At 65.9% G+C, this 16,645-nt stretch carries 11 protein-coding genes; 7 read left to right on the top strand and 4 right to left on the bottom strand.

Annotation, left to right across the window (positions count from 1 at the left end):
• Window positions 1-50 precede the first annotated feature (50 nt).
• From nrfB to J5M71_RS12425, 4 genes are all read left to right on the top strand, one after another.
• On the top strand, window positions 51-2,225 hold the full coding sequence (gene nrfB / locus J5M71_RS12440) for a cyclic di-3',5'-guanylate-activated glycosyltransferase NrfB (protein ID WP_207832544.1): 2,175 nt from the start codon (window positions 51-53) through the stop codon (window positions 2,223-2,225).
• A complete protein-coding gene (locus tag J5M71_RS12435; protein WP_207832542.1) occupies window positions 2,222-5,227 on the top strand; it encodes a phage receptor in 3,006 nt (1,001 codons plus the stop codon). The genes nrfB and J5M71_RS12435 overlap by 4 nt, the downstream gene beginning before the upstream one ends.
• Entirely contained in the window at window positions 5,227-6,066 is an 840-nt protein-coding gene (locus tag J5M71_RS12430; protein WP_207832540.1) for a DUF4434 family protein, read from the top strand. The genes J5M71_RS12435 and J5M71_RS12430 overlap by 1 nt, the downstream gene beginning before the upstream one ends.
• Window positions 6,067-6,207: 141 nt before the next feature.
• A complete protein-coding gene (locus J5M71_RS12425) occupies window positions 6,208-7,299 on the top strand; it encodes a GGDEF domain-containing protein (protein WP_207832537.1) in 1,092 nt (363 codons plus the stop codon).
• 116 nt (window positions 7,300-7,415) lie between these two features.
• On the opposite strand, the gene J5M71_RS12420 is transcribed toward J5M71_RS12425, so the two are convergent.
• Both J5M71_RS12420 and J5M71_RS12415 read right to left on the bottom strand, forming a co-directional pair.
• Window positions 7,416-8,714, bottom strand: a complete 1,299-nt coding sequence (locus tag J5M71_RS12420) for an ATP-binding protein (RefSeq protein ID WP_207832533.1) — start codon at window positions 8,712-8,714, stop codon at window positions 7,416-7,418.
• Between the two features lie 6 nt (window positions 8,715-8,720).
• Window positions 8,721-9,422, bottom strand: a complete 702-nt coding sequence (locus J5M71_RS12415; RefSeq protein ID WP_003259958.1) for a response regulator transcription factor — start codon at window positions 9,420-9,422, stop codon at window positions 8,721-8,723.
• A gap of 272 nt (window positions 9,423-9,694) precedes the next feature.
• On the opposite strand from J5M71_RS12415, the gene J5M71_RS12410 reads away from it, so the two are divergent.
• The 3 genes from J5M71_RS12410 (at window position 9,695) to mobA (ending at window position 14,647) form a co-directional block, all read left to right on the top strand.
• A complete protein-coding gene (locus J5M71_RS12410) occupies window positions 9,695-10,870 on the top strand; it encodes an efflux RND transporter periplasmic adaptor subunit (RefSeq protein WP_207832532.1) in 1,176 nt (391 codons plus the stop codon).
• A gap of 11 nt (window positions 10,871-10,881) precedes the next feature.
• Window positions 10,882-14,010, top strand: coding sequence for an efflux RND transporter permease subunit (locus tag J5M71_RS12405; protein ID WP_207832531.1), 3,129 nt, complete (start codon window positions 10,882-10,884; stop codon window positions 14,008-14,010).
• A gap of 61 nt (window positions 14,011-14,071) precedes the next feature.
• Window positions 14,072-14,647 (top strand): molybdenum cofactor guanylyltransferase MobA, encoded by a 576-nt coding sequence (mobA, locus tag J5M71_RS12400; protein ID WP_207832530.1) that lies wholly within the window; start codon window positions 14,072-14,074, stop codon window positions 14,645-14,647.
• 129 nt (window positions 14,648-14,776) lie between these two features.
• On the opposite strand, the gene J5M71_RS12395 is transcribed toward mobA, so the two are convergent.
• Window positions 14,777-16,450 (bottom strand): fatty acid CoA ligase family protein, encoded by a 1,674-nt coding sequence (locus J5M71_RS12395; protein ID WP_207832529.1) that lies wholly within the window; start codon window positions 16,448-16,450, stop codon window positions 14,777-14,779.
• Between the two features lie 101 nt (window positions 16,451-16,551).
• A partial coding sequence (locus J5M71_RS12390; RefSeq protein WP_182275356.1) for an IS3 family transposase occupies window positions 16,552-16,645 on the bottom strand: 94 nt, incomplete at its 5' end.

Here is a 16,645-nt window from a genome sequence, read left to right as displayed (position 1 = left end):
CGAACGAGGATAAAGACGATGGCCCACCCCTTCCTGCCGGTGTCCGCCACATGAGCCTGGCATTCATCGATTTTCTCACCTACGTGCTGTTCGGCCTGAAGATCCTCGCGATCGTCCTGGCCTCGCTGATGTTCCTGCTGGGCCTGGATGACCTGTTCATCGACCTGTGCTACTGGGGCCGCAAGCTTATCCGGCGTTTTCGCATCTACGACAAGTACGAGAAAGCCGACGAAAAACGCCTGTACGAGGTACCGGAGAAGCCTCTGGCCATCATGGTCCCAGCCTGGAACGAAGTGGGCGTGGTCGGTGAGATGGCGCGCCTGGCTGCCTCGACCATCGACTACGAGAACTACCAGATCTTCGTCGGTACCTACCCCAACGACCCGCAAACCCAGGCCGATGTCGACGCGGTGTGCCTGCACTACCCCAACGTGCACAAGGTGGTCTGCGCCCGCCCCGGCCCTACCAGCAAGGCCGACTGCCTGAACAACATCATCGACGCGCTGCTGCGCTTCCAGCAGGACGCCGGCATCGAGTTCGCCGGCTTCATCCTGCACGACGCCGAAGATGTGATCTCGCCCATGGAACTGCGCCTGTTCAACTACCTGTTGCCGAACAAGGACATGATCCAGATCCCCGTGTACCCCTATGCACCGGAATGGAAAGGTTTCACCGCCGGCCACTATGTCGACGAGTTCGCCGAAAACCACGGCAAGGACGTGATCGTGCGCGAGGCACTGACCGGCCAGGTGCCCAGCGCCGGGGTCGGCACCTGCTTCAGCCGCCGCGCCATCAGTGCGCTGCTCGAGGACGGCGACGGCATCGCCTTCGACGTGCAGAGCCTCACCGAAGACTACGACATCGGTTTTCGCCTGAAGCAAAAGGGCATGAAGTGCATTTTTGCCCGCTATTCCATCACCGACCCGGCGCTGACCCTGAAGCAGGAATGGCGCCCGGGCATGAGCCGTGAATTCGCCCAGGTGATCTGCGTGCGCGAGCACTTCCCGCGCGACTGGCAGCATGCCATACGGCAGAAGTCGCGGTGGATTGTCGGCATCGTCTTCCAGGGCACCAGCAACCTGGGCTGGAGCCGCAAGGGCGCGCTCAACTACTTCCTCTGGCGTGACCGCCGCGGCCTGTTCGCCTACCTGCTGAGTTTCCTGGTCAACCTGTTGCTGCTGGTGTTGCTGGCCATGTGGCTGGTCACGGTGATTGCGCCAGAGTCGTGGCGCTTCATGTCGATCCTCAGCGACAGCTGGCTGCTGACCACTTTGCTGTGGCTGAACGGGCTGATGCTGTTCAACCGCCTGTTCCAGCGCGCCTGGTTCGTCACCCGCTTCTATGGCATCGGCGAAGGCTTGCTGTCGGCGCCGCGGATGATGTGGAGCAACTTCGTCAACTTCTTCGCCAACCTGCGTGCCCTGCGCCAGGTGATGGAAATGGGCGACTCGCGGCGTGTGGCCTGGGACAAGACCACCCACGAATTCCCCGCCATCGCCGCCCCCGCTCGCACGCCGCTGGGCCAGCGCCTGGTGGCCAAGGGTCTGATCAGCGACGAACAGCTGCAACAGGCGATCACCAGCCCGGTACGCCGGCGCCTGGGCCGCGAGCTGCTGCTGCGCGGCTGGCTGAACAGCGAACAGTTGGTGGCCACCCTGGCCGAGCAACTGGACCTGCCCTGGGCACCGCTCAACCCGTTCAAGCTCGACCCGCAACTCATCGCCAAACTGCCGCGCAAGCTGGCGACGCACTATGGCGTGCTGCCAGTGGCCGAAGACGGCGACACGCTGGTGCTGGCCAGCGAAAGCCCGGTGAGCCAGGTGTCGCTGGGGGTAATCAGCCGCCACCTGAAGCGCCCGGTCAGCGCCCGCCTGGCGCCCCAGGGCCGGGTGACCCTGGGCCTGCGCTACCACTACCCAAGCCCTTGGCAGAAGCCGGAAACCCGCGAGATGCTGGCCATCCTCGCACGCCACCAGGATGACGAAGCGCTGCTGGAGCGGGTCAGCCACCACCAGGTAATGCTCGGCGCGCTGCTGCAGGTGCGCGGCATGGTCCCGGTCACCCTGTTCAACCAGGCGCTGATCGACTTCGACCCGGAACACCAGAGCCTCGGCGAGCACCTGATCGCTCGCGGCATCATCACCGAGCAGGTGCTGCAGCAGGCCCTGACCGAACAGGCCAGCGAACAGCAGGCCGCCTTTGACCTGACCCGGGAGGTGGCATGAAGCCGCGCTTTTCCCTCACCTTCACTGGCCTGTTGCTATGCTCCGCCGCCCTGCCCGCCTCGGCTTCGGCGCCGATGACCGACTTCCAGCGGTTCACCAGCTACCCGTTCATGGAGCGCAGCTACCGCGAAGCGAAGAAGGACAACTGGGCCGAGGTCGAACGCCTGACCCGCCACGTGCTGGGCCGGGTACCGAACAACGACGAAGCCCGCACGCTGCTGGTGGAGGCCCTGGCTCACCAGCGCCGCTACAAGGAGGCCGAAGCCCTGGCCGAACAGCTGGACGGCAGCCCCGAATACGCCAACGCCCTGCTTGAACTGCGCCTGACCTGGATCGAACAGGACCCGCCGCCGGCCAGCCAGGTGGAACAATGGCTGGCCACCAGCGATGGCACCAATCGGGTGCGCCTGTGGCAGGCCTACAGCCTGAGCCTGGCGAAATTCGGTGGCGCCGCCAAGGCGCTGGACTGGCTCAACCAGTTGCCACCACAGAGGGACGGCCAGGTGCTGCGCCTGGCCCGGGCCAACTTCGCCGAACAACTGCGCAACTGGAAGGAAACCATCGAACAGCTGCAGCCGCTGGCCGACCAAGGCCAGTTGCCCGCGCAGGACTGGCAGCGCCTGGCCAATGCCTATATCCAGCAGGTGGATGAAAAAGGGCTGAACGCGCTGCTGCCCAGCGCCCCTTCCCCTGAAGCAGCCAACCAGGCCCGCCTGGCCATGGCCAACCGCGCCATCGCTGTCGGCCAGAACCAGCAGGCCCAGCGTTGGCTGCAAGCACTGCCGGCCGCGCAGCTGAACCAGCCAGAGCAGCGCCAGCAACTGTGGGAGCTGGCCCGCGAAGGCCACGACGCCCCCTTGGTACAGCGCCTGAGCAACCAACTGCAACGCCCCTGCCTGGAAACCGTCGACTGGCTGTCGCGCCGCGACCCGGAGCTGGCGCGCGAGCAGTTCAAGGGCTGCACCGCCAGCACCGACCCAAGGGCCTACGCCGTGCTCAGGCAACGCCTGTACGGCGACCCGCCACAGCCCCCTCAACCACGCACCGCCGCCGAATGGGAGCAACGCTATCGGCAGAGCGGCGACCTGGCCGCGCTGGAGCAGGCCACCTTCCTGCTGACGCAACAGGGCCACGGCGAACACGCCCGGCAACTGCTGGAGCAAGCCTACGACCGTCACCAGGGCCGCCTTGCGCCGTCACTGCTGCAGCGCCTGGGCAACCTGTATGCGCGTAACGACGGGCCGCTGGACAGCCGCCGCATGCTCAGCCTGATCCCTCGGGTCGACGCCGGTACTCGTGCCCAGCTGCTCGGCCGCCTGGCCGAGGCTGGCCAGTGCGATGCCGTGCGCCAGGCCGTACCGGCTACCCCGAGCGAACCTGGCCAGTACCGCGCCCTGGGCCGCTGCGCCATGCCCGACCAGCCCGGCGAAGCGGTGGTCTACTACCAGGCCGCCGAGCGCCTGGGCGACAGCGGCAACCGCCTGCCACTGGCGTACGCCCTCGAGGCAGCCGGGGATTCCGAGGCCGCCCTGCCCATCTGGCGCAGCTTGCCCGACAGCGCCTGGACCGACAACGCCCGCCTCACCGCCGCCCGTGGCGCGCTGAACGCTGGCGACGCGCAAGCGGCCCGGCGCTATTGGGACGCTGCCGCGCACAATGGCGCCGACGACTGGGCCCTGGGTGCCGCCATCGCCCAGCGCCAGGGCGATTACCAGGCCGCGCTGGGCTTCCAGCGCCAGGCCCTGGCGCACAACCCGCGGGCCGACCACTACTACGCCGCCTCCAGCACCGCGCTACTGGCCGGCGACAGTGCCCAGAGCAGCGCCTGGCTGGCCGAAGCCGTGCGCCTGGCACCCGACCAGCCACGCTACCGCGCCGACTACGGCATGCGCCTGGCCGGCTCGACGGACAAGGTCCAGCGCCGCCAGTCGATCCCCTACCTGGAACGCGCCACCCACGACTTCCCCGAGGACTACCGCCTTGGCGAAACGCTGGCCCTGCGCTATGACGAAGCCGAAGACAGCGCTTCGGCGCGCCGGGAACTGCGCCGCATCCTCGATGTGGAGCAGGACCTGGTCGACGGCGACGACGAATACGGCAGCCTGGAGGCCCGCAAGTACCGCCAGCGCCGCGCCCACGAAAGCCTGTCGCGACGCGACACCATCACCCTGGCCAGCACCTGGTCGCCGGCCGGCACCTCGACCAACGACAAGTTCCTCGACAATGGCCAGCGCAGCGGCACTTCGCGCCGCGCGCAATCGCAGAACGTGCAACTGGCCATGTGGGACCACGCCCTGGGCGAAGAGCCCAGCCGCAACGGCAGCACCCTGTCGGTGTATGGCCGGGTGCTGTTCGGTGGGCAAAGCCGCACCGACTATGCGCAAAGCATGGGTACCGGCGTCGGCCTGCGCTACAAGCCACTCGGCCAGGCCAACCTCAACCTGTATGCCGAGCTGTACCACCAGCGACAGATCGACGAAGAGCACTACCGCGGCCTGAGCCTGGGCCAGTTGCTGAGCCCGGCCAAGGTCGGTGGCAACTGGGGCGATTTGCGTCACCACGCCGAATCGAGCAACGACCTGCTGTTGCGTGCCACCGCCTCGTTTCTCGACCAGGGCGACTGGCGCAACGATTGGCGCGTCGATGAAGACGACTGGAACGAGCGCTTCCTCTACCTCGACGCCGCCTGGTGGACCCGTGCCGGCGACCACGCCTGGCTGTCGCGCTACCAACAGGGCCACGCCTGGAAGCTGCCGGGCAGCTCACCGCAAACCATCATGCCCTATGGCTTTGTCGAGTTTTCCAGCCAGGACCCGAGCAACGACTGGCGCCAGGACACCCGGGCCGGGGTTGGTGTGCGCTGGCAATGGTGGTTCGATGACGATCGCTACAACGCCTACCGCGGTTCGCTGAAAGTGCGTGCCGAGTACCAGCAATCGCTGGGCGGCAATCTATACGAGCGCGCCAACGGCGTGCTGGTCGGTGCGGAGATGACCTTCTGATGCGTACGTTCCTGGCCCTCTGCCTGCTTGCTCTGTGCCTGCCGGCCAGCGCCGATCAGCGCCTGTTCTACCAACCCCTCAACCGCGATGCCAATGTCACCCCCGCCCAGTGGCAGCAACTGTGGCACGCCACCGTGGCCCAGGGCGGCAAGACCTTGATCGTGCAATGGAGCGCCTATGGCGACAGCGATTTCGGCGGCGCCCAGGGCTGGCTGGCCAACAGCCTGCGCAGCGCGCGTGCCCAGGGGCTGCAACTGGTGCTGGGGCTGTACATGGACCCGGCCTACTACCAGCGCCTCGACGAGCTGGATGGCGAAGGCCTGAACAGCTACTGGAAAGCGCAGCTGGGGCGCTCGCTCAGCCAGTACCAGCAACTGCGCCAGGGGTGGCAGTTGCCGGTGGACGGCTGGTACCTGCCCATGGAGCTGGACGACCATCATTTTCGCGAGGCCGAACGCCGTGATGCCCTGCACAGCCAGTTGCAGGCCTTCAACCGGCAGCTGGACAAGCCATTGCACATCAGTGCCTTCAGCGCCGGCAAACTGTCGCCGCGAGTCAATGCCGCCTGGCTGGATCAACTGGCCGGGCTGGGCTTGACTGTGTGGTGGCAGGATGGCGCCGGGACCAGGCGCCTGCCCGTGCTGGTAAGTCAGGGTTACGAACAGGCCTTGCCGTGCCGGGTGGGCGTGGTACGCGAGGCGTTCCGCCAGGTGAGCGCGCCAGGGCAGGCGTTTCGGGCTGAGCCTTCCCAACCGAAGCTGACCGGCGGGTGCCATGCCGAGGCGGTGTTCGACCTGCGTTACCGGCCATGGGCCCGGGGTGTTCTGCCCACCAATTGAGTCTCCAGGCCCGGCCTCTTCGCGGGTAAACCCGCTCCCACAGGGACCGCACAGATTTCCAGTGCTGTGGGAGGCCTGTGGGAGCGGGTTTACCCGCGAAAGGGCCAGGCCTGGTAAAGCAGTACTCTCAGGAGCCCAGCGATGTTCAAGACCATCGAAGCCCACGTTCGCAAACAGGTCGCCCCCGCCGCCCTGCGCGCCGAATTCCGCCAGCACGAATTCGAAGCCATGCGCCCGTTCTGCCTGCTGGTATTCAGCGTCAGCATCCTGATCTGGCTGGTCTTCGACCTGATCGTCAGCTTCCTCGGCGGCCAGGGTTTCACCTGGCTGTCCTATCTGTTCATCACCCTGCTCATCAGCCTCACCGTGGTGTTGCGCTTTACCCGTCGCAGCCATCACTTCGACGTGCTCAACCTGCTGTTCATCGCCACCATCACTGTGGGCATGCGCCTGGTGATCGATGGCATCCCGGTGACCCTGCGCCCGGTGTGGCTGGTACTCGGGGTCTCCACCGTGCTGTATGCGGTGTCGGTGCTCCCGGTTCGGCGCTGGTCGTTCTTCTGTGCCATGGCCATCACCTGGTTGGTGCTTAACCCGTTCTACCACACCCGTATCGAAGCGGACGCGCTCGAAGGCGCCATGCTGTTCAGCTACGCGGTGTTCCTCAGCGGCCTGGTCATCTACAGCTACCTGCAGATGCGCAAGGCCAAGCTGCACAACTTCTATCTGTCCAAGGTGCTGCTGGAACAGGCCTATGTCGACGCCCTGACCGAAATCCCCAACCGCCGCTCGTTCATGGCCCAGGCCGGCCGCCAGATGCGCCTGGCAACGGCCGAGCAGTACCTGGCGATGATCGACATCGACAACTTCAAACGGGTAAATGATCGTTTCGGCCATGACGTGGGCGATGAAGTGCTCAAGCGCGTGGCCCTGCATATCAAAGCGAGCATGGCCGGTTACGAGTTTGCCCGACTGGGCGGTGAGGAGTTCGCGATCTTTTTCCACGGGCTGGACCAGCAAGGCGCCGAGCAACGGGTGGCGGCGTTGTGCCAACGGGTGCGCGAGGACGTTGGCGAGCACCCGGTGACTATCAGCATCGGCCTGGCCCGGGTGGACCAGGGCGACAGCCTGACAACGGCGCTGGTGCGCGCCGACCAGGCGCTGTACGAGGCCAAGCACAGCGGCAAGGACCGCTTTGTGCTGTGGTCCAGCCAGCTGGCAGAGCAGGGTTAGCAGGCCCGGCCCTTTCGCGGGTAAACCCGCTCCCACAAGTGCGCCACAGTGGTTGAAATCTGTGCGGTCCTTGTGGGAGCGGGTTTACCCGCGAAAGGGCCGGCACAGGCAACCCATCACCCGGCAGGCAAGCGAATCCGGAACTGTGCCCCACCCAGCGCCGACTGCGCCACGGTCAAGGTGCCGCCTTGCCCCTCGATCGCCCGCCGGCTGATCGCCAACCCCAGGCCAAACCCGCCGGTATTGCGGTCGCGGCTACGGTCCAGGCGGTAGAACGGCTGGAAAATCCGTTCGCGCTCCTCCACCGGAATACCAATCCCGTCATCCTCGACCGTTACCAGGCAGGCACCATCCTCTTCCAGGCGCAAGCGCAGCAACAGGCTCTCGTCGCAGTAACGCATGGCATTGCGCACCAGGTTCTGCACCGCCCGTGCCGTCAGCCGCGGGTCCAGCACAAAACGCGGCAAATCACCCTCGGCCCGCACCTCCCACTGGATACCCCGGCCATCGAGTTCCTCGGCAAAGCCACCGAGCACGCTGTCGACCAGCTCCAGCAACGACACCTCGACCCGCTCGCGGGCCTGGTCGGCGTTGTACAGCCGGCTGTAGGACAACAGCTCCAGCACCAGCTCATCCAGCTCCCGCACATGCCCCACCAGCCCCAGCAGGCGTTTGCGGCTGGCCGGCGGCACTTCGTCGAACAGCAGCACCAGGCCGAAGTCCAGCCGGGTCAGCGGCGTGCGCAGCTCGTGCGACACCGCATTGAGCAGCTCGCGCTGCTGGTTGACGTGGCGCTCCAGGTCACTGGCCATGGTGTCGAACACCCCGGCCAGCTCACCGATGTTGGAGTGCGGCGAAATGTGCGTACGCTCGGCCATCTGCCCCTGGCCCAGGCGCCGGGCGGTTTCCTTGAGGCGCTCCAGGTCGCGCCAGTGCGGCCATACCCACAGCAGCAGGCAGCCGAGCATGGCCGCACCGATCAGTACGGTCACGCCCCACGACAGCACGTTGATGTCCAGCGGGTCTGGCGGTGAGTGCAGGCGCACCAGCCATTCCTTGTCCAGCGGCGCCAGCACCGTCTCGTAATAACCCCATTCGGCAATGCGCACGGCGTACAGGCCGTGCTCCAGGCGCGCCTGCTCATCCTCGCTCAAGTCGGCCTGGTCCATGCGCAGCAGCTGCAGTTCCAGCGGCGCGAAATCACTGGCCAGCTCCTGCTCCACTGCCGGCCACTGCTCGCGCGGGGCCTGGCGGAACTGGCGCACGATCAACGACTGCACGCCCTTGGCCTGGTCCAGGTTGTAAGCCATGAAGCGGTCCTGGAACAGGCCGACGATGGTGTCAGGGATGAACAACAGCGCACCGGCATAGGCGACGATGATCACCAGGTACAGCCGCACCAGTATCTTCAGCATGGGCGGTCAGCACTCCCACTCGACGCGGCTGAACAGGTAGCCCTTGCCCCACACGGTCTTGATCTTGCGCGCTTCGCCGGCGTTATCGTCGAACTTGCGCCGCAGCTTGGAGATGGCTACATCCACCGAGCGGTCAGTGCCGTTGAACTCGATACCACGCAGCTGCTGCAGGATGCGGTCGCGGTTCAGCACTTCGCCAGCATTGCGCGCCAGTACCACCAGCAGGTTGTACTCGCCGCTGGACAGCTCCACCTCTTCGCCGCGCCAGCTCACGGTGCGCTCGGCCAGGTCGATGCGCAGTCCACCGATCAGGATCAGGTCGTTGTCCAGGCGCGGCTCGTTGACGCTGCTGCGGCGCAGCAGGGTGCGCACGCGGGCCAGCAGCACACGCGGCTCGCAGGGCTTGGTCACGTAGTCGTCAGCGCCCATTTCCAGGCCCAGGACCTGGTCGTGGCTGTCATCGCGGGCGGTCAGCATCAGGATCGGCAGGCCCTGCGACTCCTGGCGCAGCAGGCGGCACAGCTGCAAGCCATCGATGCCCGGCAGCATCAGGTCGAGGATGACCAGGTCAGGCTTTTGCCGACGATACTCGTCCAGCACATGATCGCCACGGGCGATCACCTGAACATGGAAGTCGTTGCGTTGCAGGTAACTGGCGATCAGCTCGGACAGGGCGCTGTCGTCTTCGACCAGGAAAATATTCGGCATAGGCGCTTGGGAATCTGGGTTGAGGTAGGCCTTGCCGGCCTCTTCGCGGGTAAACCCGCTCCCACAGGGACCACACAGGTTCCAGATGCTGTGCGGTCCCTGTGGGAGCGGGTTTACCCGCGAAGAGGCCGGCACAGGAATACTCAGGATATAGAACACTACAGGTAGACAGGATTGTTCTTCACACTTTTTCACACTCGTCCTACAGGTATTAACAGCCACCCAAGGAACGCCTGCCGTAGCATACAGGCGGTCATCATCGGAAGATCCGTATGTCTACTACCCTCCCCCCACGCCTGCGCCCATTGGCGCTTCTGGCGTTTCTGAGCCTGTCCCTGGCCGGCTGCGACGACAGCGCCGAACAGGATGAGCAAGCCCCCACCCCGCAAGTGCGGGTGGAAACCCTGCAACTGCAGCCACTGGCCATCAGCAGTGAGCTGAGCGGTCGCATCCTCGCGCCGCGCACCGCCGAAGTGCGCGCGCGGGTCGCGGGCGTGGTGCTCAAGCGGGTGTACCGCGAAGGCAGCGACGTCAAGCAGGGCGATGTGCTGTTCCTGATCGACCCGGCACCGTTCAAGGCCGACCATGACAGTGCCCGCGCCACCCTGGCCAAGGCCGAGGCCACCCTGTACCAGGCGCGCCTGCAAGAGCAGCGCTACCGCGAGCTGGTCGACGACAAGGCCGTCAGCCGCCAGGAATACGACAACGCCAAGGCCAGCTACCTGCAGGCCGATGCCGCAGTGGCCGAGGCCAAGGCCGCCCTGGAGCGCGCCCGCCTCAACCTCGGCTACGCCACCGTGACCGCGCCGATTTCCGGCCGTATCGGCCGCGCCCAGGTCACCGAAGGTGCGCTGGTCGGGCAGAACGAGACCACGCCGCTGGCGACCATCCAGCAACTGGACCCGATCCACGCCGATGTCACCCAGTCGACTCGCGAACTCAACGCCCTGCGCCGCGCCTTGCGTGCAGGCGAGCTGCAGCAGGTCGGTGACGGCCAGGCCCGTGCCACGCTGATCCAGGACGACGGCAGCACCTACCCGCTGCCGGGCAAGCTGCTGTTCTCCGACATCAGCGTCGACCCCAGCACCAACCAGATCACCCTGCGCAGCGAGTTCCCCAACCCGGACCTCGACCTGCTGCCCGGCAGCTACGTGCGCGTGCGCCTGGAGCAGGCTGTTCAGCCTAAGGGCCTGAGCGTGCCGCAGCGCGCCATCCTGCGCGACAGCGCCGGCGTGCCCAAGGTGCTGGTGGTCGACCCGCAGGCCCGGGTCAGCGACCGCCAGGTCGTACTGGGCAGCGCCCAGGGCGACCGCTGGATCGTCAGCGAAGGCCTGGCCCCCGGCGAGCAGGTAGTGGTCGAGGGCCTGCAACACGTCAAGGCCGGTGACCAGGTGCAGGTCGACAACGCATCAGGGGCACCGCCCATCGCACAGCACACTGGCCAGTGAGGGCCTGACTCATGCCGCAATTCTTCATCGACCGCCCGGTATTCGCCTGGGTGGTCGCCCTGTTCATCCTGCTGGCCGGTGCCCTGGCCATCCCGCAGCTGCCGGTGGCCCAGTACCCCAACGTGGCCCCGCCGCAGGTGGAGATCTACGCCGTGTACCCGGGCGCTTCGGCGGCGACCATGGACGAGAGCGTGGTCAGCCTGATCGAGCAGGAGCTCAACGGTGCCGACAACCTGCTGTACTTCGAGTCGCAGAGCAGCCTGGGCAGCGCCACCATCACCGCCACCTTTGCCCCGGGCACCAACCCGGACCTGGCCCAGGTTGACGTGCAGAACCGCCTGAAGGTGGTCGAGTCGCGCCTGCCACGCCCGGTGACCCAGCAGGGCCTGCAGGTGGAAAAGGTCTCCACCGGCTTCCTGCTGCTGGCCACCCTCACCTCCGAAGACGGCAAGCTCGACGAAACCGCCCTGTCGGATATCCTCGCGCGCAACGTGATGGACGAGATCCGCCGCCTCAAGGGCGTCGGCAAGGCCCAGCTGTACGGTTCGGAACGTGCCATGCGCATCTGGATCGACCCGCGCAAGCTGATCGGCTTCAACCTTACGCCCAACGACGTGGCCGAGGCCATCGCCGCGCAGAACGCCCAGGTGGCCCCCGGCAGCATTGGTGACCTGCCCAGCCGTAGCACCCAGGAAATCACCGCCAACGTGGTGGTCAAGGGCCAGCTGAGCAGCCCCGAGGAGTTCGCTGCGATTGTCCTGCGCGCCAACCCGGACGGTTCCACGGTGACCATCGGCGATGTCGCCCGGGTCGAGATCGGTGCCCAGGAATACCAGTACGGCACGCGCCTGAACGGCAAGCCGGCCACCGCCTTCAGCGTGCAGCTGTCGCCGGGCGCCAACGCCATGGAAACCGCCACCCTGGTGCGGGCGAAGATGCAGGACCTGGCGCGCTACTTCCCGGAAGGCGTCAAGTACGACATTCCCTACGACACCTCGCCATTCGTCAAAGTGTCGATCGAGCAGGTCATCAACACCTTGTTCGAAGCCATGCTGCTGGTGTTCGCGGTGATGTTCCTGTTCCTGCAGAACCTGCGCTACACCCTGATCCCGACGCTGGTGGTGCCGGTGGCGCTGATGGGGACCTTCGCCGTGATGCTCGCCATGGGCTTCTCGGTCAACGTGCTGACCCTGTTCGGCATGGTGCTGGCCATCGGCATCCTGGTCGACGATGCCATCGTGGTGGTGGAAAACGTCGAGCGGATCATGGCCGAGGAAGGCCTGCCGCCCAAGCAGGCCACGCGCAAGGCCATGGGCCAGATCAGCGGCGCGATCGTCGGTATTACCCTGGTGCTGGTGGCGGTGTTCCTGCCCATGGCCTTCATGCAAGGCTCGGTGGGGGTGATCTACCAGCAGTTCTCGCTGTCGATGGCCGTATCGATCCTGTTCTCTGCGTTCCTGGCGCTCAGCCTGACCCCGGCGCTATGCGCCACCCTGCTCAAACCCGTGGCCAGGGGCGAGCACCATGAACGCAAGGGCTTCTTCGGCTGGTTCAACCGCCGCTTCGAAGGCATGAGCAACGGCTACCAGCGCTGGGTGATGCAGGCGCTCAAGCGCAGCGGCCGCTACCTGCTGGTATACGCGCTGCTGCTGGCGGTGCTGGGCTATGGCTTCAGCCAGCTGCCCACGGCGTTCCTGCCCACCGAAGACCAGGGCTACACCATCACCGACATCCAGCTGCCGCCAGGTGCCAGCCGCATGCGCACCGAACAGGTGGCGGCACAGATCGAGGCGCACAACGCCGAGGAACCGGGCGTGGGCAACACCACCTTGATCCTGGGTTTCAGCTTCTCCGGTAGCGGGCAGAATGCGGCACTGGCCTTCACCACGCTCAAGGACTGGTCCGAACGCGGTGCCGACGATAGCGCCCAGTCGATCGCCGACCGCGCAACCATGGCCTTCACCCAGCTCAAGGACGCCGTGGCCTACGCTGTGCTGCCGCCGCCGATCGATGGCCTTGGCGAGTCGACCGGCTTCGAGTTCCGCCTGCAGGACCGCGGCGGCATGGGCCATGCCGAGCTGATGGCCGCCCGCGACGAGCTGCTGGCCAATGCCACCAAGAGCAAGGTGCTGACCAACGTGCGCGAAGCCTCGCTGGCGGAAAGCCCGCAGGTGCAGCTGGAAATCGACCGCCGCCAGGCCAATGCCCTGGGCGTGTCGTTTGCCGATATCGGCACGGTGCTGGACGTGGCCGTAGGTTCCAGCTACGTCAACGACTTCCCCAACCAGGGCCGTATGCAGCGGGTGGTGGTGCAGGCCGAAGGCGACCAGCGCAGTCAGGTCGAAGACCTGCTGAAGATTCACGTGCGCAACGACAGCGGCAAGATGGTGCCACTGGGCGCATTCGTCCAGGCCAGGTGGGTCAGCGGCCCGGTGCAACTGACCCGCTACAACGGCTACCCGGCGGTGTCGATTTCCGGCGAGCCGGCGGCCGGCTACAGTTCGGGCGAAGCCATGGCCGAAATCGAGCGCCTGGTAGCTCAGCTGCCGGCCGGCGCCGGCCTGGAATGGACTGGCCTGTCGCTGCAGGAACGGCTGTCCGGCAGCCAGGCACCGATGCTGATGGCGCTGTCGTTGCTGGTGGTGTTCCTGTGCCTGGCAGCGCTGTACGAAAGCTGGTCGATCCCCACGGCAGTACTGCTGGTAGTGCCGCTCGGCGTGCTCGGTGCGGTGCTGGCGGTGACCCTGCGCGGCATGCCCAACGACGTGTTCTTCAAGGTCGGCCTGATCACCCTGATCGGCCTGTCGGCGAAGAACGCCATCCTGATCATCGAGTTCGCCAAGAGCCTGACCGACCAGGGTGTCGATGCCGTCGATGCCGCCGTGCAGGCCGCGCGCCTGCGCCTGCGGCCGATCGTGATGACCTCGCTGGCGTTCATTCTGGGCGTAGTGCCATTGGCCATCGCCAGCGGCGCCAGTTCGGCCAGCCAGCAGGCGATCGGCACCGGCGTGATCGGCGGCATGCTCAGCGCCACCCTGGCGGTGGTGTTCGTGCCGGTGTTCTTCGTGGTGGTGATGCGCCTTGCCAAGCGATACCAGGCGGGTAATGCCGACACGCAGACCGTGACCCGCGAAAGCTGACTGGACAAGCCCCGCGTGAAATGGGAGGGTTCCCGGCAATGACTGCCCGGAACCCTTTTTCATGCCTGATGCCCTGCCCTCCTGCTCCATCCTCATTCTCGCCGGTGGCCGCGGCCAGCGCATGGGCGGCCGTGACAAGGGCCTGCTCGACTGGCAGGGCGAACCGCTGGTGGCGCATGTGCAACGCGTGGTACGGCCACTCAGCGATGATCTGGTGATTTCCTGCAACCGTAATCAGGAGGCCTACCGGGCGTATGCCGACCAGTTGGTGGGCGATGCCGAGGCTGACTACCCCGGGCCGCTGGCGGGGGTGATTGCCGGGCTCAAGGTGGCGCGGCATGAATGGGTGGTGCTGCTGGCCTGTGATGCGCCGCTGGTTGACCGGGAGTTGATCGAGGACCTGCTGCGCTTGGCGGTGGCCAGTGACAGTGCGGCCATGGTGCGCCAGAGTGGGTACTGGCAGCCAATGTTCAGTGTGCTGCCACGCCGGGTATTGCCGGTGCTGGAGCAGGCCTGGGCGGCGGGTGAGCGGAGTTTGCAGAAGGCCTTGCTGCGTGAGGCCGTGCAGGGGCTGGCATGTGCCGACAATGATCGCAGGTTGAGCAACTTCAACAGCCCGGAGTTGTTGCAAGGCTGAGGTCATCTACTGCCTGTGTTGGCCTCTTCGCGGGCATGCCCGCTCCCACAGGTTCTCCACTGCTCTTGAGGCCTGTGCAGTACCTGTGGGAGCGGGTTTACCCGCGAAGTGGTCGGTACAGGCAACACATCACCCGGCAGACAGCTCCTCGACACTGATCTCGCGCATGCGGAACTTCTGCACCTTGCCGGTCACCGTCATCGGGAACTCATCGACAAAGCGGAAGTACCGGGGCACCTTGAAATGCGCAATCCGCGCCTTCGCCCACTCGCGCAGTTCTTCCGCGCTGGCCGTATGCCCCGGGTGCAGCCGCACCCAGGCCACGATCTCTTCGCCATACTTGCTGCACGGCACGCCAATCACCTGCACATCGGCCACCGCCGGATGGGTGAAGAAGAACTCCTCCAGTTCGCGCGGGTAGATGTTCTCGCCGCCGCGAATGATCATGTCCTTGCTGCGCCCGACAATGCGCACATAGCCCTGCTCATCCATCACCGCCAGGTCGCCGGTGTGCATCCAGCCTTCTTCATCGATGCTTTCGGCCGTGGCCTTGGGGTTGTTCCAGTAGCCCAGCATCACGCTGTAACCCCGCGTGCACAGCTCGCCGATCTCGCCACGCGGCACAGTGTTGCCGTCAGCATCGATCACCTGGTTCTCCAGCCGCGGCTGGGTACGCCCGACGCTGGTCACGCGGCGCTCCAGGTCGTCGCTGGCGCCGGTCTGTAACGACACCGGGCTGGTCTCGGTCATGCCGTAGGCAATCTGCACCTCGGCCATGTGCATCTCGCCGATAACCCGGCGCATCACTTCGATCGGGCAGGTGGCACCGGCCATGATCCCGGTGCGCAGGCTCGACAGGTCGAACTCGCCACGCTGCGGGTGGTCCAGTTCGGCGATGAACATGGTCGGCACGCCATACAACGCAGTGGCCTTTTCTTCCGCCACCGCACGCAGGGTCGCCAGCGGGTCGAAGGCGTCATTGGGGTAGATCAGGGTGCTGCCGTGAGTCATGCAGCCGAGGTTGGCCATGACCATGCCGAAGCAGTGGTACAACGGCACCGGTACCACCAGCCGGTCATGCTCGGTAAGGCCCAGGCTTTCACCGACCATGTAGCCGTTGTTGAGGATGTTGCTGTGGCTGAGGGTGGCGCCTTTGGGGAAACCGGTGGTGCCCGAGGTGTACTGGATGTTGATCGGGTCGTCGCCGCGCAATTGTGCCTGGCGCTCGGCCAAGGCTTCACGACTGACGGCGTGAGCTCGGGCTTGCAGGCCGTGCCAGGCGAGGAAGCCCGGCGGTGGCGCGGCGGCCAGGCTGACCACGCCGCGCAGCTCGGGGAAGCGCTCGCAGATCAGGTTGCCCGGCTGGCCGCTGGCCAGGCCCGGGACCAGGCCCAGCAGCATGGCGTGGTAATCGGAGGTCTTGAATGCGTCGGCGCAGATCACCCAGCGGCAGCCGGACTGGCCAAGGGCGTAGTCCAGTTCGCTGGAGCGGTAGGCCGGGTTGATGTTGACCAGGATTGCGCCGACCTTGGCGCTGGCGAACTGGGTAATGCACCACTCTGCGCAGTTGGGCGCCCAGATGCCGAGGCGGTCACCGGGCTGCACGCCCAGCGCCATCAGCGCGCGGGCGTGCTGGTCGACGGCTGCGGCCAGTTGCCGCCAGCTGTAGCGCAGGGCCTGGTGGCGGACTACCAGGGCTTCGCGGTCGGGGAAGCGTGCGACGGTGGTGTCGAAGGCGTCGCCGATGCACTGGGTAAGCAGGGGTTTGTCCTGATTGCCCTGGGAGTAGCTTGGCTGGGGCATGGGCGGTCTCTTGTTGTTCTTGTGTTGATTGAGCGGGCCTCTTCGCGGGTAAACCCGCTCCCACAGGGTGAGGTGCGCCCCATTTGTTGGACAATCTTTGATTAGGCTGCTGCGGCCTGATTCCTGTATGCCACGGGACTCAGGCCGGCCAGCCCCATCTTGATTCGATCATGGTTGTAGTAATCGATGTATTCA

This window comes from Pseudomonas sp. 43(2021), from assembly GCF_017490805.1.
Lineage (GTDB): Bacteria > Pseudomonadota > Gammaproteobacteria > Pseudomonadales > Pseudomonadaceae > Aquipseudomonas.
Note: the sequence above shows the minus strand (reverse complement) of the source record. Positions and strands in the feature narration are given on the sequence as shown.